Consider the following 21,035-nt stretch of genomic DNA (forward strand, 5'->3'; position numbering starts at 1 on the left):
TATATGAGCAAGAATTTGAAGACTTTGCTGATTGTTGGGGCAATCATTGCAGCAATCATCTGCACTTTGATCATTTATAGCGTGAATCAAGACCCCTCTGTCATTCCGAAGCCGGGGAGGTATTCCAGTAGTGATGGGGCGCTGAATGTGAGCGCTATGTCAGACTATGCTGGAAATTTTGTTCTGGAACAGGAGAGCAGGTGCATTGTGGATTCGTGTGGCACGTTGGTGAAATCTTACACCGTAGAACATAGCTTATTCTATGGTGACATTCTCGTCATTGACTGGTTGAGAGATAAGAAGTTAAAATTTAAAGTGGATTCGGAAACGAAATTATCGGTACTGGCGGACTGTGGCATCTTCGAGAAGGGACAGGTGTTTACCCTGCAGGAGGAAACCTGATCTTGACAGTGACTACAAAAAAGCGCTAAAAAAGAATAGGATTTCGCCTTCAGATTTTTACTGATTTTTTACTTCTTCTTTGAGAATTCTTTCATTCGCGCGCTCATGATGGCTTGCTGTCTTTCGCTGAATCCGGCAGCTGCCTGTTTAGGATCATAGAATTCAATCAAAAGTGTCTGAACAATTTCCTCTTCCTGCTCATGACTTCTTGAGAAATTTGAGGCGCAAGAGGGAGCAGAGCTACAACGTTCCTCTTGACTGGAGAGTTCCTGCGGGTGAAAGCGGAAGAAATTTTTATTCAAAAGAAAGCCTGGAAGGTGAGGCCGTGGAAATCATCCATGGCCTCATCTTCCACTTTTGCAGCCTTCACTTTAGTGATTTAATTGGATGCGCAGTTTATCTGGTGCAAGCTTTTTTTCAGTGGTGATATACTTTCTCAGGGCATCGGTTAAGGTGATGCCTGCTTCCTTCTCATCAAATTGTCCTTTCGGAAAAGCGCCGGCAATATAGGAAATGGTATATGTAGCCTCTGGTTTTAATTTACTCCCGTCTTCCAGGGTCACAGCGGATACGCGTTCTCCCTCATCACGGTTCAAATGGTAAGCCAGTCTGAGACCGGATACGGCAAAGGGATGGAAGCGGCTGACTTTGCCATCTGCCTGTTCTGTTTCCGATGTCGCTCCGTATTCCAGCAGGGAGAGTAATTCTTTCCCAGTCATCGATGTGCGGACGGTCGTCAGCGGTACATCCATCAGAGGCTGTGCGATGCGGGTGATATCATCCTCTACGATAGATCCCTTGTATAGCTTTGTTCGAATGCCGCCCACGGGATCATATCCGTCTACCTCCGATATGCCGATCAGGGAGACATCCGTGTTCGTAGCAGCGCGCAGTGCATCAGCTTTCAGACAGCCGGTCTGCAGTATGGTGAAGTCATCAGAAGCCTCACCCAGAGACTGTACCGACGGAGGCCCCTGCTTCAGAACCAGGCTGCATCTGTCCAAAATCTCTTCACTGCTGAGCTCTCCGCGGATGAAAGCACCAATATCTGTATCTAATACAGATGAAAACATATCATAGGTAGGCCGCATGATATAGCGTCCGCTTTCAATCTGCGTGTGTATCTGCGCCAATGCTGGATCATCTGGAATTTCTGCATCTATCGTAGCAGGCATCATACCCAGACCATCCTCCACTAAAAGTTCCTGCCCCTCCTCTGAGGCGATAAAATTCATAATCTCCATCGCAGCAGAAAGCTTCTTCTCGTTTCCAGGCTGCTGAAGATCTTTGTTCGCTCCGAAGAAATAGCCCAGATTCAGAAGCCACCCCTGTCCGTCAGTCATACTGAAATGAGGCATAAAACAGAAAGTATCTTTGCTGCTGCTGTTAAGGGTCCTTATATGGTCAATTTCCCCACCACCGATGGCGACCTCCCTGTTTGCAATTGCCTCGATGTTTTCGTTAAACGGTACGCTCATATCTTCCTGTTTGATGGCACCGATGTCCATCATGTGCTGCATATTCTCAAAAGCAGTCTTCATCGGATTTAAAGAAACGGTTTCTCCCGACATGAGCTTATTATGCCAGATCTGACCATCTACCTGTGTTAGCGTATCCAGCGCTGAAAAGACACTGTATTGATAAATTTGATAACTCTGTGAGGCAGAATCAAAGTAGCAGTTGCGAAGTCCCCGGATTCCAGTTCGGTTAATTTTTTGTACTAAAGCGACAAATTCCTCATAATTCTCGGGCACCCGCCAGTTATTTTCCTCAAACAACGTTTTATTGTATATATTGCAATTAAAACTCAAGGGTCCGGGAATCAGAGTGATATGGCCGTTTTCGTCCGCCTGCAGCAGATTTGCATTGAAGTTAACTGGGAACGGCTGTGTGGACAGATCGATCAGCTGATCGGACATGTTGACCTTTGGAATATGCCCCGCTTTTACCATGAGTAAGTCTCCGAAATCATGATGCTCTATATCGGCGACATGCTCGCTGATACGATACTGACCGGTATAACAGTCCTGGACCAACCTGATGTTAGGAAAGCGCTCCGCTGCGGCGGCAGCGAAATGATCCAGTTTGGAATTGCAGGTGATGGTGATCGTCACCTTGTCCATGTCAGACTGCGAGACGCCCAGCAGGTCTTCATCAACCTCTGCAGCCTTCGTAGAGCAACCTGCAGAGATGACTATCATAGTCAGCAGGCATACAGCAGTGAAAAATCCTTTTTTATAACGTTTCATTTTTTTCTACCTCGTTTTCAGCAATCAATCTGGTAATTTCCTTCAGGATCACATTCATATCCAGCGGTTTGGCAAAATGAGCATTCATGCCAACCTGCTTCGCAAGTACAATATCATCCGCAAATGCATCGGCTGTCATTGCAAAAACCAACACTTGATCCGCATCGGCTCGGTTCATGTGCCGGATGGCCTTTGTCGCTTCATAGCCATTCATGACAGGCATTTGTATGTCCATCAGAATCATCGCATAGTATCCTGACGGAGAGCATTCAAAGCGTTCCACAGCTTCCCGTCCGTCTCGGGCAGTATCAACTACAGCACCGGTGTCAGACAGGATTTCCTCAGCAATCTCCAGGTTAATCGCATTGTCATCCACCAGTAAAATGTTTTTGCCTAAAAGCACATTTTGTTCAGAAGCTGCCACGGGCTGTCCTTGATTGCAGTGAAGGTAGTACTTCTGAATGTTATGGTAAATCGTCGACTTGAAAAAAGGTTTTTGGATGAATCCGTTGATTCCCGCTTCATCCGCGTCCTTTTCTATGCCAGACCAATCATAAGCACTGATAATCAAAATCGGAACCTCTTCGCCCACAATTGATCGAATCTCTCTTGCTGTATCGGTTCCTTCCAGATCTGACATCCGCCAATCCAAGAAGATAATCTGATAACCGTCCCCGGTCTTGAGTGCTGCATCTGCCTTTTTGACAGCTTCCAGGCCGCCGAATGCAACATCCGCCCTTGCCCCGAGTTCCCGCAAATAATCAGCAGCTGAACGGCAGGTATCGGCATCATCATCTGCCACTAATACATGAATTTCTGGAAGCGTCATCTCTTCTGACGCATCGGCGATAGGGAGATCCATTTCTACCGTAAATATGCTCCCTTTGCCCAGCTCGCTCTCTACGGAGATGGAACCCTCCATCATAGTTACAATCATCTTCGTAATGGCAAGACCCAGTCCGCTTCCCTCAATTTTGTCGATTTTGCTATCCCGCTCTCTCGTAAATGAGGTAAACAGGTTCTTCTGAAATTCGGGAGAGATGCCGATACCGCTATCTGCGACTTTCAATGTGAGGTGGACAGCGCCTTCTTCTGCTGCAGGTTCTTCCGTCACGTCAAGGCTGATGCTGCCGCCTTCAGGGGTGAACTTTACGGCATTGCCCAGTAGATTGATCATGACCTGGTTCAGGCGCAGGGAATCGAAGATCAGATTCTCGTGCTGTATATTATGAAGCCGTATATTAAACACCTGCATTTTCTGAAGAACTGCTGGCTGAGTAATATTCACCAGGTTCTGCATCAGTTCTACCAGAGAAGCGGTATCTTTATTAAGTACCATTTTGCCGCTTTCAATTTTGGACATATCCAGAATGTCATTGATCAGACCTACGAGCAGCTGACCCGATAAGTTGATTTTTTTCAGGCAGTCTGTCACCTTTTCTCTTTCTTCTATATGATCCTGCGCAATCTTTGTCATACCGATGATGGCATTCATCGGCGTTCGGATATCATGAGACATATTGGAAAGAAATTGACTTTTTGAGCGATTGGCGCTTTCGGCCGCCTTGCGTGCTGCAGCCTCCGCTCGCAGCACTTTCTTTGTCGAATCCGAATAGAGCAGGACAAAAGCGATTACGATCAAGGCTCCGATCAGAAACATGCACAGAAATGTGATCATAGATGACTGCATCAACCGGCCGCTGACTACGTCCACAGGCACCATCGTGACAAGCTGCCAGTCATCGACGCCCACGGATGTATAGTTCAAATAATATTCCTCGTTATCCAGATGGAAGGTCATCAGTTCCTGCTGTCCGCTGCGTATATTGCTGCGAAGGGAATCGAGGGATCCGCGTTTAAACTCTGCCGCTTCCAGGCTGTTTATCATATTATATCCGTCTATTATGTCTGCCTGGCTGGAACGGAAAAGGGCGACTCCATCCTGATGAACGATGTACATCATCACTTTACCGTCATATGCATGGATATTTAGCATGTCAAAAAGATTCTGACTATTATAGACGACGCCTAATGCGCAGATCTTTTTTCCATTGACGATCCGCTTTTCGACGGGAATCAAAAATATCAGGCTGCCCTCTGTGGAAAGCATGTTGTCCAGGATGATTGGCTGCTTATTCGTGAGCAGTTTTTCTGTAACTTCTTTGCTCCAAAGCAAAGAAAAGGATTTCCCTTTGTCATAGTACATCGCGTCCTCGTCCACAAGACACAAGGAATCAAATCCCAGATCTTCTTTCTTTTCTTTAATATAGCTGTCGAGTTCCGTCCAGTCATCACTGGATGAATTTATCAGATATTGATAAAAGACGGTCAGCATATTCCACTGATCACGAGACTGCTTTTCGATTGATGAGGCAATCTGCGCAGACAGTTCGTTTAAATGCTGCGAGCCTTCTTCATATGTAGTGCTGCGAATCAGCATAGAATTGAAGACAAGCGTAATAATTACAATTGCCGCAAAAATAATGATAAGGAATTTTCGCCAATGTTTAAGTAAAAGCTTTTTCATAATATGTATCCAATCTGTCTTTTTTATAAAATGTATACAAAACTATTATAATGAAGAAAAGGCAGAAAAGCAATAGCGCAATTCAGATATAGACGACAGCAAAAAAGCTATGGCTCCGCTGATTCCTGCACCAGCGGAGCCATAGCTCTCCCGCACCTTGCCTGCTTTACCTCTTCTTCGAAAATTCTTTCATCAATTCACTCATAATCGCCTGTTGTCTTTCACTAAAACCGACAGCCGCCTGCTTTGGATCGTGGAATTCAAATACCAGCGAGTGTATAATCCCTTTCTGTGATTCTGTCAGGCCTTCTACAGATACCATCTCCTTTTTTTCAAAGCCGACCAGATAGTCCAGAGAAACATTGTATAGCGCTGCAATGCTCATCAAAACATCCAAAGTGGGCAGTTTTAAATTATTCTCATAACTGCTGATGACAGGCTTGCTGCGGCCGATTATCTTGCCCATTGCTTCTTGAGAAAGGTGGTGCTGTTCCCGCAATTCTCTCAAGCGTTTTCCAAAGTCAAACATAGGATCACCTCCTTAAAATCCAGTTCTCAGATAAAAAACAATTTACTACATAAAAGTTCCAAAAACGCGAATATACTGCGAATTATGTTTTTAATACGAAAACATTTGCGCCGTCGATTATAATTAACTTTTGTTCTTTAAAATAATAAAATTATAGCGAACCTGCAAAGGAATAAATATGCTGCAGTCAATTGTTAACATGAAGGGGCTATCGCATTTACTGAATTTTTCACCAGCAGCGATAGCCCCTCCGTTTATTGTCTTTTACTATTTCTTTTTCGAAAACTCCTTCATTAACGCACTCATAATGGCCTGTTGTCTTTCGCTAAAACCGACGGCAGCTTGCTTTGTATCGTGGAATTCAAATAGAATTGTATCAACAATTCCTTTTTGTGATTCTGTAAGGCCATCTACAGAAACCATTTCCTTTTTCTCGAACCCGACAAGGTAGTCCAAAGAAACATTGTACAGTGCGGCAATGTTGATTAAAACATCCAGGCTTGGAAGTTTTAAATTATTTTCATAGCTGCTGACGACAGGTTTACTGCGGCCAATTATTTTGCCCATGGCTTCTTGGGAAAGATGTCGCTGCTCCCTGAGCTCACGCAGGCGTTGTCCAAAGTCGAACATAGAATCACCTCCTTAAGAACATGTTTGTATATATAACAATGTACTACATTATAGTTTCTGAATCGAGAATATATGATAAAATGAATTCTTGAAACGAAAACATTTTTGTTGTGTTCAATTTTCGTTATTTTGCACGTTGTGGTTCTATTCATTCCCCTTTTGGCATACCCTTTAACAGGAACATCTTTGAAGGGAGAAAAGCCATGACATACGAGAACGATATACCTGAGTACGCCCTGCAGCCAGCCAGAGCACCTAAGACGATCGAGGCAGAAGCTATTTACAATACAGAAAAAATTGTTTATCCGGCGGAGGAACAGACCGTAAGCTACCAGTTTGAAGAGGATATACTGGTACCAGATACGAAGCCGGATATGAGGGAAATACTTTTGATGGATGCAGCGTGCGATATCATGCCGGCAGAGAAAAAAGTATCTCCCAAAACAGATGATCTGCTGAATATCACAGGAGCTATTACCATTCAGACGATCTATGATTCAGAATCAGACGATAAGGAACCGGTAGCCATTACATCAAAGGTACCGTATAAATATCAGTGGAGCCTCAATCCGCTGGACCAGGCGGAAGGTGTATTTGCCTGCAGAGTGAAAGCTCTGGAATACATGATTATCAACGAACGTAAATTCCGTGTCAAAATTACCCTGGAATTTTCGGGACAGCTGTTTTGCGAGAGAGAATTCCAATTTTTTGATGGGCTGAGAGATGAACAGCTTGAAATGAAAAGAGCAGAGGCGTCTTTAACCTGCTTGGAGCTGATAAAAAAAGATGAAGTGTCTATAGACGAGACGTTCAAGGGAAAGGACTCCAATTTCAGACCGGAATACATATTAAAACAGGACTTCACAATTACGGAGAACTATCGTCAGGTGACGACAGAAAAAGTGGTCATCAACGGATTCGTATTCTGCAGTCTTTTGTACTCTGCAACGGACCCGTCAGAAGAGGAGCCCAAATCTGCCATCTGCCAGCACAACCAGAGAATTGAGTTTACCCAATTCGTGCCTATCGAAAAAGAACATCGCGGCAAGAACTGGAATTCAGTGAAGACCTTCTTTAACAGCAAGGACTTGGCCGTAGTTATCGAGCATGACGAAGAAAATCCTGACGAGATTCATTTCCGCATCAAAGGCGACGTGCAGACCAGGGTAGAACTCTATGAGAGCAGACGCAGAGATATGATTGTCGACGCCTACCATAGAGAAAAGAATTTTGCTTACGAGTTTTCCACGAAAAAAGTTTCCAATATTTCCGATGCAGCCATGTCGGAAACCTCTATCAGAGAAATTGTCAATCTGCCAGAAGGAGCAAAGGCATCAGAGGCCGTCTACTGTAACGCCAAGATTCTCGAATGTGAATGCGCCTGCGAAAGAGGCAAGGTTATCGTGACGGGAACAGCTTCCTGCTGTGCTCTATGGAAGGACCAGGACGACTGCTTCAAAGCGGCAAGAATCGTTCCTGATTTCAGGGGATCGGTGGATATGGAAAAAGCTGTTACAGGTCAGAAAGCCTGCTGCAGACCACTCATAAAATCTGCCTGGGTTGAACTGATTAACGAAAAGCAAATCGAAATTAACTGTACCATCATGCTGGGCGTGGAGACCTATGACGAAGGAGAAGTGGTGCTCCTGGAGAAGCCGCACTTTGTCGATAAACCGAAAGAAAAAGAGTATCCGATGGTCATCGTCACGATGAAGCAAGGAGAAACTCTCTGGGAACTGGCAAAACGCTACCGCACGACAGAAGATCATATCAGAACAGCCAACAATCTGGAGGAAGAGCCGGAATGCGGGCAGCGGCTACTGATCGTCAAATAGTGTGTCTATAAGGCGACCAAAATGAACTAGTCCTAATTCAGACTAATTAGTTTTAAAAAAAGATGTATATATTATGAATTCCTGTCCATACTTGTTTCAGAAAGGACAGGAATTTTTTATGAGAACTACATTATTACAAAGAGAATTAATCCTTTGGCTCATCTTTTTTCTGCTGGTGTCTGCCACGGGGACTTATTACATAAATCATACGCCCAATGATCATCCGGGGATGATCAGACTACACGTGATCGCAAACAGTGACTCGAAAGAAGATCAGGCGCTGAAGCTGGCGGTCAGAGATGGTATCCTGGAATTTATGGACGGGCAGGACAGCATTGACGATGCGCGCCAGTACATCAACGACAATATCGATGAGATCGAGCAGATTTCTGAGAAAATCATCGAAGAGAACGGATACGATTATCCTGTAAGAGCAAAGCTTGGAGTCAGCTTCATTCCGCAGAAGAGTTACGAAGACTTGACCCTGCCGGCTGGAAACTACGAGGCGCTGAAAGTTACGTTGGGCAAGGGAGACGGCCACAATTGGTGGTGTGTGATTTTTCCTCAGTTATGTCTGGTGGGAAAGAAAGATAAAAAAGATAAGATCATCTTAAAGTCAAAGGTAAAAGAAATCATGAAAAAGCAATTAAAAAAGTCCTCTCATTAACAGAGGAGGACAGAGACAGGGACCAATTGCAGTCCCTGTTTTTTTGTGCTTAGCCTGCAAGAATGCGCTTAAGCGCCACGGCGATATATATATCAAAGGACATGGGAAATTTGCCGAAATCCATGTTGAGCAGATTTTTAATCCTTGCCAGCCTGTACTGAATCGTGTTGCGGTGCACGTATAGCAGTTCTGCAGTCTTCTTTACTTCTGCACCTCCATCGAGGAAATAGGTAGTCAGGGTGAGCAACAGATCCTCCTCGGTTTCCCGGATAATTGGCGAAAGCATCTGCAGATATTTTTCTGTTTCGCCATCCAGAGAACTGATAATGGCTTTGCATCTGCCGGCAAAGTCGATTTCACTTTTATTAAAAAAGGATTTGCGAGGATAAATTTTCATCGCTGTCTCGATGTGTTCCGTGTAGCTGATATAAAGCTCTCTGACTTGGGAAGCTGCGTCAACATTGGAGAAGAGTGCGTAGTTCTGCACCGACTCAAAACGCTGAATTTCCCGGGCCACTTCTTCCAGCAGAATATGATCTTTTGCCAGATCACTGCTGTAGGAAAAGAGAAAGATGACATAATTGGCGAAAGAATCGATAATTGCGCTTTTTGCGATATCATAGAACCGCTCGCGCAGATTTCTAATAAACGTGTCTTTCCCTGTCTTTTCGGCAGTTTCTTTATTGAAACGCAAAATTGCAAAAGCATCGTATTCGGACAGATCAATCAGATGGTCCTGGCATATGTGCCGGGTTAAGTCCAGGTCGCCTTCGATCAAAGCTGGAATCAGAGATTCCTTGGCCGTCAGATTCAGATTGTAATTCCAAACGGCCGCAAATAGTTGAATGATTTCCACTACCTGCTCCATAATTACAGTGGTTAATCTGTTATTTTTGCTCACGGCTAACAGAGAAAGGCGGGCGCCGTCTTTGTTGGTAAAAGGGTGGCGAAAGTAGCGATAGAGGCGACCATTTTTTTCTGCGGTTCTATATTTACCAGCGTGATTGTCGTTAAACTGTGTTAAAACGTCAGAGAAATTTACTGCGTTAGTCTTAGGCCAGTAGGAATACCCAATCAGATTGTCGTCAGCATCGCAGAGAAAAAAGGAAGCCTTTGCATAGTCGGAGGCCAGGGACAGGGGACTATTTATGGTGCGGTTTGAAGGAGAGAGCTGAGACAAACGTTCCATAGTATTGTCCACAAAGAAATTTCTGTTTTTTTTGTCCATAAAAACAGCCTCCATCACTTCACTGATGACGTCGCTGTACCGCAGACCCATATCGGCGCCGGGCAGGACGATGATCGGAAAGTTCAGCCGGTTGGCCGTTTCTATTAACTTATCGTCAATCCTTTCTAAAATGCGGTCAGCGTAGAACAAGACCAGGCCGACTTCGCCGCATTTCTTATATTCTTCCAAAGCCCTGCATTGTGCATCTACATCATCTTTGATCGAGTAGAGGGCGGACAGCAGCAATTCGTTAGAAATAGAATAACTGTCGCCAGGAGTGTCGAATTCAACGACAGAAACTGTATTGACAATGCTGTCCAGCCCTTTTTCTCCTGCAATGACGCTGCCCAGGGACAGTGAGGGCAGCTGCAGACAGTCTTTGATCGTAACGCTCATCCATTTCTCCATTTCTTTTTTGTTATTATGGTAACACAGCCCGGCTGGGAAAACAAGGGGGCGATGTGCAGGTGCACAAGATGAAACGGTGGATTTTGATGATGTGTTGAATGACAGGAGAAACTTCACAGTGTTAAAATACAGAAAATTTGAAAAGTAATAGTTATTGCATCGAGAAGGAGGGAAAAATGGAAAAGAAGAACAATGCAGAAGCCAATGCGCTGACTCCCATCGGGAAAAATGAGCGAAAAAGCTGGATTTCTATGGCTTTTGTGCAAGCTGGAATCTGCGTATGCGTACCTTCATTTTTGGAAGGTGCGTTGTTGGCGGAAGCAATGCCGGTATGGCCTGCGATTATTTCTGGTACGTTAGGATATGTGATTGTCGTGGTCGTCATGTCAATTTTGGGTATGATGGGCTGTGATTTGGGAATGGCATCGTGTACGCTGACAAAATCCACCTTTGGTGACAAAGGCGGCCGATATATCGTCAGCTTGATTTTTGCAATCAATCTGATCGGCTGGTTTGGGATACAGAACGGCGTCTGCGGTGAAGCCTTCACCAATTTTATGAGCGAGTATGCGGGAATTGAAGTTCCCCTGGTCGTATCGAATATCCTATGGGGGATCATCATGCTGCTGACAGCAGTTTTCGGCATGAGCGCTTTAGAGAAGCTGGACTATGTGTCTATTCCATTTCTGATCGTAGTCATGGCCTTGGGAACCTACCTGGCAATCAAAGAATACGGCATGTCCGGTATGGGTAAAGAGGTGACCCAGACGATGAGCTTTTTAGGCGGCGTCGGACTGTCCTTTAACTTTTATGCGGTAGGCACTATCACCGCGGCCGATATTACCAGGTTTCAGAAGTCGAGAAAAGATACGATCAAATCTGTCGTCTGGGGTGTTTTCCCGATGGGGGTTATCACCTTGGTCCTGGGCGTACTGCTGACCAAGATTGCTGATAATTACGATATCAGCATGGTACTGATTGCCGTAGGGATTCCGGTTTTCGGAGTGCTGGCACTGATTTTGTCTACCTGGACCACGAATTCCACCAATGCTTACAGTGCAGGACTGGATATCGTCATGGCCTTGGGCGTGCCGGATCACAGAAGACGGGAGGTTACCATCATCGCAGGACTGGTAGGAACCGTTCTCGGCGCGGTGGGAATTCTCAATCATATCGAAGGCTTTCTAAGCTTCCTGTCCTTCCTGGTCTGCCCGGTGGGCGGGGTCATGATGGCGGACTACTGGATCGTCGGCAAAGGAAAAGCCGAGAACTGGCATCCTGTCAAAGGATTTAACTGGACGGGGGTAGCTTCCTGGGCCTTGGGGGCAATTATCGCTTACCTGTTCAAAATCGAGTATTTGGGGATTCTGGCGGGATTCGTCATCTATCTGATCGTTGAAAAATTTGTGCCGTCCCAGTCGAGAGGGGCTGACGGCAGATTGAAAGAGGAGAAAGCATCATGAAAACATTAACGAAACAAAACATTATCGACATTCTTTACGGCTGCACCGTTTTAGGGACAGGCGGCGGCGGAAATCTGGAAGAGGGTCTTGCTATGATGGAGCAGGATTTCCAGGAAGGTAGGCAGCTGCGCCTTGCAGATCTGGATGAACTGCCAGATGACGCTTATATTGCCACTCCTTACGGCTGCGGCGCGCCGCCTGCCTTAGACGCAGAGGAAGATGAAAAATACAAGAGACTTCCTCATCTGGACTATCCGGCATCGATATTGGCCTTCAGAAGCTTGGAAGAGCACTTCGGAGAAAAATTCTTTGCTGTCTCCTCCACAGAGCTGGGCGGCGCAAACACGGCAGAAGCTTTACATACAGCGTGTCAGTTGGATCTGCCTCTGATGGACGCAGACCCGGCAGGAAGATCGGTGCCGGAACTGCAGCATTCCACTTATTTTGTCAAGAACAAGCCGATTACGCCTATGGCAGTAGCTACCGACTACGGCGATGTGGTAATTTTAAAAGACGCCGTGGACGATTTCAGAGCAGAGGAAATTACAAGAGCCATCGCAGTAGTCAGCAATTCGATGGTAGGTGTGGCTGACCACCCGATGAAGGGCAAGGACTATAAAGAGTCCATCATTCCGGGCGCCATCAGTTACGCCATGAAAATTGGAGAGATACTCAGAGAGGAACGTGAAGCAGGCAGAAGTGGAGAAGCGGTGGCAAAGGCCATCACAGAGGCCATGAACGGCAAATTCCTGTTCAAAGGAAGTGTGGAAAAAACCCCTTGGGAGCAGAGAGACGGCTTTAACTATGGGGAAATCTATCTCAGCGGAAAAGACGATTACGACGGCGAAGCGTATAAAATTTGCTTTAAAAACGAAAATATTATATCATATAAGAATGACGAGGTGGACGTAGTGGTTCCCGATTTGATCTGCATGGTAGATCAGGACGGCAAGCCGCTGACGACGCCAAACTTTGAAGAGGGTATGGAACTGAACATCTTTGCACTGCCGGCGCCGGAAATCTGGACCACAGAGGCAGGTCTTGCATGTTTCGGCCCAAAACACTTTGGACTGGAGGTTCCGTATATCCCTTTTAGTGAAAAATAGAGGTGTAATATGGCTTATATCAAAGAAGACAACATGCTGCAGGATCTGAAAGGACTGGTTTCCATTGAGAGCGTCAGTGGGCAGCCAGAAGGGGAACTGCCTTTCGGCGAAGGACCCCATCTTGCGCTGGAATACTGTTTGGATCTATGCAGCAAATTGGGATTCCGCACAGGACGATGTGAAAACTACATGGGTTATGCTGAAATCGGCGAAGGCGACAAGCTGATGGGGATTTTAGTCCACCTGGACGTGGTCCCCGCCGGTCCCGGCTGGACGGTGGAACCTTTTGATGCCACGATCAAAGGAGATCGTATCTACGGACGCGGTGTGATCGACGACAAAGGCCCTGCCATTGCGGCGATTTATGCGATGAAGGAACTTGCAGACAGCGGAAAACCTTTGGGTAAACGAGTGCGGATTATCTTCGGCTGTTCCGAGGAGACGGGTGAGTGGAAGGATATGGAGTACTACAAGGCACATGAGGAGCTGCCTGATTTCGGGTTTACGCCTGACGCTGACTTTCCGCTGATCTACGCAGAAAAAGGAATTCTGGATTTAATCCTGCGGATGCCGAAGGCGCAATCTGATCTCGTATCCGCGGAAGGCGGTGAAGCGCCCAACATGGTGGCCGGCAAATGCGAGGCTGTCTATTTGGACGAGGACGGCATGGAGCACGCTTTGATGAGAGAAGGAAAGTCTGCCCACGGCAGCATGCCTTGGCTGGGTGAAAACGCCATCGGCCTGGTGATGAAAGAGATGAAGGGCAGATTTGCAGAATTTTACAACGAGACAATCGGCCAAACCTACGACGGTTCGCTGCTGAACTGTAAACTGTCCGATGAACAGAGCGGCGATATCACCATCAACCCCGGCGTAATCAAAATGGACGAGGACTGGGTTTACCTGGCCCTGGATATCCGCTATCCGATCAGCTTTACGGAAGAAGAAGTCACCAGGCGCATTACTGAGCGAGTGGAGCCATATGGGGTAGAAGTCCATGTGGCGGGCGGTGAACGATCCGTCTTCCTCGACAAAGACAGTGAATTTATTCAGGGACTGTTGGCTGCATATCGCGAAATTACAAATGACGACAGCGAGCCGATGGTCATGGGCGGCGGCACTTATGCCAGAGCCATGGATAACATCGTCGCATTCGGACCGGTTTTCCCTGGCAGGGAGTGCACGGAGCACCAGCCGGACGAGTATATTTTGATCGAGGACCTTTATAAGGCGAGAGAAATCTATCGATTGGCCATCGAGAGAGCTTAGGGACTAGCGGGCGTTTACTTTTTCTTGTCCGGGGTATCATATATCTATCACAACGCAGGAGGAAATTTTCATGAAGAACGTTTTGATGATGATCCTGGAAAGCTGCCCCTATTGCCAGCAGGCATTGGAGATGATGGACCAGCTGAAGGAAACACACCCGGAATACAAGGATGTAGAAGTGCGCATCGCTGACGAAGAGCAGGAAAGCGCTCTGGCTGATACGCTGGACTACTATTACGTACCGACCTACTATGTGGATGGAAAGAAAATTCACGAAGGAGTTCCGACTTTGGAAAAGGTACAGGCCGTTTACGAAGAAGCACTAAAATAAAAGGAGCTGCAAAGGCTCCTTTTCTATTTGTCTTAGGCTGCTTGTCTGGACTGCTATTTCCAGGAATTCAGTTCCACATGTACATCGCCGTTGTCATCAATGGCGAGGCGCATGGACTTGATGTATTTATCGTAAAATTGCTTTTTTTCCTCTTCGGATAAGGTTACTCTGGTGGCCTGCAGAATATGGCTCATCAGGTCTTTTACATTGAACTTTACTGTGAAATCCAAATATTTTCGCGTCTCTAGTACCAAGGCGTTGATGATAATTTCCTCATTATCACCTGAATAGAAATCATCGAGGAAACAATAAAAAATTCCAGAAGTCGCCAGGGCGGTTTTCATATCCGGACCGCATTTTTCCCGTTCGATCATAACTAGAAAATGAGCGTCTGGCAGGGCAGAAATCAACCCCCAATAGTCTGAATCACTGGAAACGATGATAAAAGAATCTGTATTGTTCTGATAAAACTCTTTGCAGGCATCGGCGGTGAGACGGATGTCCACCAATGATTTATTCTGTTTGATTCGTTCGATGACGATGTGCTCAATGGGTACGTGGACATACTGCTTTAGAATGGCCCAGGCGTCAGTAGTATGTACGTCGTCAAAGAGAACGACGCGGGCAATTTTTTCTAATATATCTGTTTCCAGGTGGTTAAAGACGGCGCACAATTTATAAGGGTCGGAGTTCTCACAGTCCACGACGACCACGGTGCGGCCGCTGTCTTCGAGGAATTGATAGATATTGTCCTTGGTGCGGCTGCCGGCGTCAGATACTTTGCTGAAGTCTTCAAATTTATCAAAATTCCATTCATATAATAAAGTTACGAATTTTTTGTCGTTATATAGAATATTTCCTTGATCTGTCGGTGGCCAGTTCATATACATGCGGTAGGGATAAAAGTTTTTATTCATATAATACAGGTTGGCGGCAACTTTAGTGCCTTCTTCGGTCAATCCGTTGGGCATGATGAAGATTTCCCTCAAATACTGCCAGTTGAGCCACATTGGGAAAAAATCTTTACAGTTGTTGATTCTGTCCATGATCAGACGGTTAATATCAATGATGTAGTGTACCAACTTGCTGTGTGTCTTGACAATGTGAATGTGATCCTGTTCTAGCTGCGTGATTGCATCGATGGGTATCAGCTCAGGCATAGACATCAGACCTTTGTATTCAAAGGTCATTTTTTCGTTAATATAACCGAAATTTCTTTCTATGGCCGTTCTCAGCATACATAAGTTGCGTATGATGCGGGCGCTTTTCTCTTTCTCTAATCTTTCGTATACCTCTGGCCTTGGCGAACCGAATTCGTTCTGAAATATCTTCTCCGGTACGCCAAGAAGATAGGCGACAGTGGATACGATGGTATAGGTGTTTTTAAAATAGATATCGGTAGTCGTCTCGCTTTGACTCTGTAAAATGCTGGCTTCGTTCAAATCTCTGTTCATTCTTTCCCTCCTTATATTATAGTTTTTAAAGTTTATCTTCTCGATATTACAGTACAGATGAAATATATTATAGTGATAATGTAATATTGCAATTTATTATAACATACTTCCACCACTTTTCTGTGAAAAATATGGCAAATTGACCTAAAATTCTGCTGCTGTGATAAAAATTTACGTGAGAGACGATGGAAAAGAAATTACAGAGAAAAGAGTATTAAAAAACCGGCGCCTTGGCGTCGGTTTTATTCCCAGACAGTCACGATACAGCCGTCTATGTTGTTTCCTGAAACTTCCACAATGGCGTTGTCGGATACCTGCATTTCTGAGACTGCTTCATTGGCGTAAGAAATCTGAATCTGCCGCGCTCCGCATCGCAGCTTCAATGCCTTTGCTCCTGCAGGAAACGCTTTGAGATATTCGATATATTCCTCCAGGCACAAACCCAAGTTTTCCATGACTTCGGAGTGAGGATAACCCACATATCTAAAGTGCCAAGGCTCGCAGGCAATGCGAGTGACGGTCTCTTTTTCCCTTGTATAACGTTGAATGAAACCGTACTTGGAGGCCAGCTTGCGAAACTCGGCGCATATTCCCTTGTTAGGAAAATCCGGACAGATAAAATCTATGTAATCGGCCTTTTCTCCTAAATCAATGGCCAGCCCGCTCTGGTGTTCGCTGCAGCCGGGCTTTGCGACAAACTTCTCTGTGAATTCTGTCCCATTCTCCGTCAGAGAGTCTCTGTAGATTTCTTCTTGTTCTGCCAGCGGGCGGTAACCGCTGACGGGAACAATGCTGTCAGCGGCGTCAATAGTCTTTAAAATCTGCCGGAGGCAGGCGGAGGCTTTGATGTGCAGCAGAACCGATGGAAACTGATCTAAAATCGGAACACAGGGCGGCTTCTCATCATTCTGCAGAGGCCAGAGTCCGTTGACCAGGATCAGATTTCCTTTATATTTATCCCCTTTTGAAAATTTAATGGTTCTCATAGTTATATCTCCAGACTGATTAGTTTTTCTACTATGGCAGCATAATCCAAACCGACGCCCTGCAGCATGCTAGGATAGCGGCTGCAATCCGTGCAGCCAGGTATGGTGTTGACTTCGTTGAACACAATCTCCCCTGACGGTGTTAGAAACATGTCAACCCGGGCAAAACCGCTGCAGTCCAACGCTCTGTAGATCTTTGCAGCTGCCTTGCGAACGCGTTCTTCCGTATCAGCATCGATTCGAGCAGGCATGTGGATCTTCGCTGTCCTCTGTGTGTATTTTTCTTTGTAGTCGAAGAAGCCGTGAGACAATTCGATTTCATCAACTCTGCCGAGGATCAATTCGTCGTTGCCTAGAACGGCGCAGCCCACCTCAAAGCCTTCGATGTTTTCCTCCACGATGATTTCGCTGTCGTAGCGGAACGCCAAATCTACAGCATCGGCCAATTGTGCTTTTTCTGTAATTTTACTGATACCGAAAGAGGAACCAGCACGCAGCGGTTTTACAAAGAGAGGATAAGTCAAGGATTTTGTTTCTTCGTACAGTCTTTCCGCGGTCGGCTTGCGGTCAAAGAAAGCTGCCTTCGGAACCTGGATGCCTGCCAGACTGACAATTTGATGTGCGCGGTACTTATCCATACAAAGGGCAGATGAAAGAGCCCCGCAGCCTATGATGGGAACTCCGGCCATTTCGGCTAATCCCTGTACGCTGCCGTCTTCGCCGTTCTTTCCGTGGAGTACAGGGAAGACCGCATCAACATAGGTAAAGGAAAGCCCTTTTTCCGTCAGTTCTCCTATTCCATGAACAGAGCGGTCAGGAGAAAGAAAAGCTGGTGTGCACTGCCTGCGGTTTTGATGCCAGGTGTCCGCTAAAATATTTTCATAGTCTCCATTGTAGCGCAGCCACTGGCCGTCTTTGGTAATCCCCATAGCCAGTATATTGTATTTATCTGCATTGATGTGGGTCAGTACGGCATAAGCCGACTTCAGCGAAATTGGATATTCAGGAGAACAGCCTCCAAACAAAACTAAGATATTCTTTTTCATATAATCAAACCCCTTCTGATATTTCTATATTGACTGGTAACGGATAATCGATGATGCAGGTATTTTCATAAAGCCTTTCTTCCTCGGTCTGTCCCGAAACTCTGCTGGTACGTTGACGCATTACGATAGACTTCTCAACGACTTTGCCTTTTTCTCTCACATATCTGAGAGACTGATTGTAAATTTTGTAGTCAAAACATCTTGTGCTGTCAGACAGAATTTTTCCATACATTGTTTTGCTGTCAAAATCGATGACAATCTGATAGGTATGGGTCGTGTCGTTTTTTACTTTCAAATCCAGCCAGCCCTCTGCTACAGTTGCGTCCACACCGGCTAAGTATTTTGACTCTGTGGGCGGTATGGCTTCGACTTCGTGACCGTGTCGTTCGACGATGGTCAATTGTGTGTGCAGAAACATCCAGTAAAGCATATTGCTGAATTGACATAAGCCGCCTCCGTATTCTCCCGTAATTTCCCCATTTACTAAACTGAGGCCATCGCGATAAGGCTCTTTTTTGTCAGCCTTTCTGGTAACGTAACAAAAGGAAAATACTTCCCCTGGACGGATAATAAGACCATTGATTTTTTTTGCCGCCAGTTTCAGGTTGTGCACTTTGTTAAATTGGTACTTCATATCAAAACCGCTGTTTTGGTTGAGCATTTGTGAATCAGTTTCGAATATCTCATGGGCCAGGCGTGCTTTTTTCTGTGTCTGTGCGTAAGTGTTTTTATCAAGACGCATTCCCACATAAAAGAATATCTTCCTCTGCGCCTGTCTGATTGGCAGCAGCCAGGGAAACCTTTCTGTCACTCTTTTTCTAGTCATTTCATTCCTCCTATAAAAAATCCACTGTCTCGGTACAGCTTTATCATACCAAGACAGTGGATTTTGTTCTTATCATTAGACCTATGAAATTGTGACTATTTTCTGAGCAAAATCTTACGATTTTCTAATACCCTGAGAAATACCGTCCATTTTCACTTTACGAAAGGGGGAGAGAAACGTCGAACCGAATAATATCGTTTTCGCTGAAGGCGCGAATGGTTCCGCCGTGGAGTTCGACGATTTCTTTCGCGATAGCAAGTCCCAAACCGGCGCCGCCGCTGCCGGAGGATCTGGATGTGTCTAAACGATAAAATTGTTCAAAAATTCTGGAGAGTTTTTCTTTTGATATGGTATCGCCATCGTTCTCAAAGGTGAGCAGGACGTTGTTGATGCCCGTCTTTGCTGTAATTCGAATAGAAGAATTTTCAAAACTGTAATTGACGGCGTTGCGCAGCAGATTATCGAAAACTCTCTGCAGCTTATCTGGATCGCAGCGCATCATGATTCCATCCGCTACATTGAGCTGACATTCCAGACGTTTTTCTTTCAGCATGGGCTGGAATTCGTAGAGCAGTTGATCCAGCATCAGTGACAGGTTGATCTGTTTCTTTTCCAGCGATATATGAGAAAGATTGAATCTGGTAATTTCAAAGAACTCATTGATTAAGTCGTCCAGTCTTTCTGACTTGTCCAGCGCAATAGAAAGATAACGCTGCCGTATTTCTTCTGAAATCTGCTGTTCATCGTGGAGTAAGGTCAAATAGCCAATTACCGATGTAATCGGCGTCTTTAAATCGTGAGCAAGGTAAGTAACCAGATCGTTTTTCCGCTGTTCAGCTTCTCTGGCTGCACGCTGGTTGTTTAAGGCAGTCATTTTGATCTGGTTCAATTCTCCCTCTAGTTCTGATAGCTGAGGAGAGAGGGTGATTAATTGATCGTCGTGGCTGGCAACCGTTTTTGTCGCATCGACCAATTCTTGAAAGTAACGGAAAGGCTGCGTCCAGTAATGGCGGATGATCAGAATGTATCCGCCTCCAAAATAGAGGAGCATGAACCACTCTCGCCGCAGTTGCGCCCAGTTGGCAAGCTGGTAGATCGGATTTTCCTGCTGCCAGGTGAAAAACCCGAAAACAATCACCGCAACAAAATAGGCGGCGATGCCGATAAAGGTATATGCAATCAAAGTGATGAGCATTCGCTGCATCAACTGTCTTGACAGCCTCTTTGATAATGTTTTTTCACTCTTCAATTTTATATCCCACTCCCCACACAGTTTTTATAAATTTCGGATGCTTGGCAGGTTCCTTTAGTTTTTCCCGCAGCCGGCCGATATGTGCCATGACGGTATTGTTGCTGTTCTCCAGGTACTTTTCACCCCAGACCTCTTCGAACAGCTCTTCGGAGGAAACGACCTTGCCTTTATGATCGCAGAGGTACCACAGTATGGAAAACTCCAGCGGTGTCAAACTCAATTCCTGATCGTAAAGGGTGCAGGAATGGGTATCTTTGCTGATGACTAATCCTCTGATATCGTACATTTGCGATTCAATGTGATTGACCTGGTTGTAACTCTTGTAGCGCCGCAGCTGTGTCTTAACGCGAGCCATCAGCTCCAGCGGATTAAAAGGTTTTGTGATATAATCGTCGGCCCCCAGGGTCAGTCCCATGATTTTGTCCATGTCTTCTACCTTCGCAGTCAGCATGATAACTGGAAAAAAGTATTTCTCCCTGATCCGCTGCAGAATCTTAAAGCCGTCGATATCCGGCAGCATCACGTCCAGCACGGCCATGTCAACGTCGTTTTCAGCGATGCAGTTTAACGCATCGCTGCCATTGTAAAATTTATATACTTCATAGCCGTCGTTTTTTAGATAAACTTCAATCAGATCGGCTATCTCCTTTTCGTCGTCTACAATTAAAATCTTTTCTTTCATACATCTCCCTTTCTCTAACATAGAACATATCGTCCGAAGAGCGTATTTCCATGTCTTTTACCCTTGATTTTTACATTTTAACATGAAAGTTCGTTTTGGACAATATGGGGACGGTACCAGGTATTAGATACAGAAGACGGCAGTT

At 45.5% G+C, this 21,035-nt stretch carries 18 protein-coding genes; 7 read left to right on the forward strand and 11 right to left on the reverse strand.

What is annotated here, in order from left to right:
• Positions 1-3 precede the first annotated feature (3 nt).
• Positions 4-402, forward strand: coding sequence for a hypothetical protein (locus BN6539_RS04900; protein ID WP_067534544.1), 399 nt, complete (start codon positions 4-6; stop codon positions 400-402).
• A gap of 371 nt (positions 403-773) precedes the next feature.
• Here the strand turns inward: BN6539_RS04900 and BN6539_RS04905 are convergent, their stop codons facing one another.
• From BN6539_RS04905 to BN6539_RS04920, 4 genes are all read right to left on the reverse strand, one after another.
• Positions 774-2,651: an extracellular solute-binding protein gene (locus BN6539_RS04905; protein WP_067534547.1), complete on the reverse strand. Its 1,878-nt coding sequence runs from the start codon at positions 2,649-2,651 to the stop codon at positions 774-776.
• The gene (locus BN6539_RS04910; RefSeq protein ID WP_242869374.1) at positions 2,638-5,091 is read right to left on the reverse strand and encodes a hybrid sensor histidine kinase/response regulator; all 2,454 of its coding nucleotides are present in this window, start codon (positions 5,089-5,091) and stop codon (positions 2,638-2,640) included. The genes BN6539_RS04905 and BN6539_RS04910 overlap by 14 nt, the downstream gene beginning before the upstream one ends.
• A gap of 253 nt (positions 5,092-5,344) precedes the next feature.
• Positions 5,345-5,707: a helix-turn-helix domain-containing protein gene (locus BN6539_RS04915; RefSeq protein WP_067534553.1), complete on the reverse strand. Its 363-nt coding sequence runs from the start codon at positions 5,705-5,707 to the stop codon at positions 5,345-5,347.
• Positions 5,708-5,974: 267 nt separating this feature from the next.
• Positions 5,975-6,337 (reverse strand): helix-turn-helix domain-containing protein, encoded by a 363-nt coding sequence (locus tag BN6539_RS04920; RefSeq protein ID WP_067534556.1) that lies wholly within the window; start codon positions 6,335-6,337, stop codon positions 5,975-5,977.
• Positions 6,338-6,540: 203 nt separating this feature from the next.
• Between BN6539_RS04920 and BN6539_RS04925 the strand changes: the two genes are divergently transcribed.
• Both BN6539_RS04925 and spoIIR read left to right on the forward strand, forming a co-directional pair.
• Positions 6,541-8,172: a LysM peptidoglycan-binding domain-containing protein gene (locus tag BN6539_RS04925; protein ID WP_067534559.1), complete on the forward strand. Its 1,632-nt coding sequence runs from the start codon at positions 6,541-6,543 to the stop codon at positions 8,170-8,172.
• Positions 8,173-8,290: 118 nt separating this feature from the next.
• Positions 8,291-8,839 (forward strand): stage II sporulation protein R, encoded by a 549-nt coding sequence (spoIIR, locus tag BN6539_RS04930; RefSeq protein ID WP_182435573.1) that lies wholly within the window; start codon positions 8,291-8,293, stop codon positions 8,837-8,839.
• Positions 8,840-8,888: 49 nt separating this feature from the next.
• On the opposite strand, the gene BN6539_RS04935 is transcribed toward spoIIR, so the two are convergent.
• On the reverse strand, positions 8,889-10,475 hold the full coding sequence (locus tag BN6539_RS04935) for a PucR family transcriptional regulator (RefSeq protein ID WP_082907358.1): 1,587 nt from the start codon (positions 10,473-10,475) through the stop codon (positions 8,889-8,891).
• A 176-nt stretch (positions 10,476-10,651) separates the two neighbouring features.
• Here BN6539_RS04935 and BN6539_RS04940 point away from each other — a divergent pair, with 176 nt between their 5' ends.
• The 4 genes from BN6539_RS04940 to BN6539_RS04955 all read left to right on the forward strand — a co-directional run bounded on the left by BN6539_RS04940 (position 10,652) and on the right by BN6539_RS04955 (position 14,644).
• Positions 10,652-11,938, forward strand: coding sequence for a cytosine permease (locus tag BN6539_RS04940; protein WP_067534568.1), 1,287 nt, complete (start codon positions 10,652-10,654; stop codon positions 11,936-11,938).
• The gene (locus tag BN6539_RS04945) at positions 11,935-13,044 is read left to right on the forward strand and encodes a DUF917 domain-containing protein (protein ID WP_067534571.1); all 1,110 of its coding nucleotides are present in this window, start codon (positions 11,935-11,937) and stop codon (positions 13,042-13,044) included. The genes BN6539_RS04940 and BN6539_RS04945 overlap by 4 nt, the downstream gene beginning before the upstream one ends.
• Before the next feature lie 9 nt (positions 13,045-13,053).
• The gene (locus BN6539_RS04950; protein WP_067534574.1) at positions 13,054-14,313 is read left to right on the forward strand and encodes a Sapep family Mn(2+)-dependent dipeptidase; all 1,260 of its coding nucleotides are present in this window, start codon (positions 13,054-13,056) and stop codon (positions 14,311-14,313) included.
• Between the two features lie 70 nt (positions 14,314-14,383).
• On the forward strand, positions 14,384-14,644 hold the full coding sequence (locus BN6539_RS04955; protein ID WP_067534577.1) for a thioredoxin family protein: 261 nt from the start codon (positions 14,384-14,386) through the stop codon (positions 14,642-14,644).
• A 53-nt stretch (positions 14,645-14,697) separates the two neighbouring features.
• On the opposite strand, the gene BN6539_RS04960 is transcribed toward BN6539_RS04955, so the two are convergent.
• From BN6539_RS04960 to vanR, 6 genes are all read right to left on the reverse strand, one after another.
• Complete coding sequence (locus tag BN6539_RS04960; protein WP_067534580.1) at positions 14,698-16,098, reverse strand: NYN domain-containing protein; 1,401 nt, start codon at positions 16,096-16,098, stop codon at positions 14,698-14,700.
• A gap of 242 nt (positions 16,099-16,340) precedes the next feature.
• Entirely contained in the window at positions 16,341-17,084 is a 744-nt protein-coding gene (locus BN6539_RS04965; protein ID WP_067534583.1) for a D-alanyl-D-alanine carboxypeptidase family protein, read from the reverse strand.
• A 2-nt stretch (positions 17,085-17,086) separates the two neighbouring features.
• On the reverse strand, positions 17,087-18,130 hold the full coding sequence (gene vanG / locus BN6539_RS04970; protein ID WP_067534586.1) for a D-alanine--D-serine ligase VanG: 1,044 nt from the start codon (positions 18,128-18,130) through the stop codon (positions 17,087-17,089).
• A gap of 4 nt (positions 18,131-18,134) precedes the next feature.
• Positions 18,135-18,956, reverse strand: a complete 822-nt coding sequence (vanW, locus tag BN6539_RS04975) for a glycopeptide resistance accessory protein VanW (RefSeq protein WP_067534589.1) — start codon at positions 18,954-18,956, stop codon at positions 18,135-18,137.
• Positions 18,957-19,113: 157 nt separating this feature from the next.
• Complete coding sequence (locus BN6539_RS04980; protein WP_227142418.1) at positions 19,114-20,205, reverse strand: sensor histidine kinase; 1,092 nt, start codon at positions 20,203-20,205, stop codon at positions 19,114-19,116.
• Positions 20,195-20,890, reverse strand: a complete 696-nt coding sequence (gene vanR / locus BN6539_RS04985; protein WP_067534595.1) for a VanR-ABDEGLN family response regulator transcription factor — start codon at positions 20,888-20,890, stop codon at positions 20,195-20,197. Before vanR ends, BN6539_RS04980 begins: the two co-directional genes overlap by 11 nt.
• Positions 20,891-21,035: the final 145 nt, after the last annotated feature.

The organism is Emergencia timonensis, from assembly GCF_900086585.1.
GTDB lineage: Bacteria > Bacillota > Clostridia > Peptostreptococcales > Anaerovoracaceae > Senimuribacter > Senimuribacter timonensis.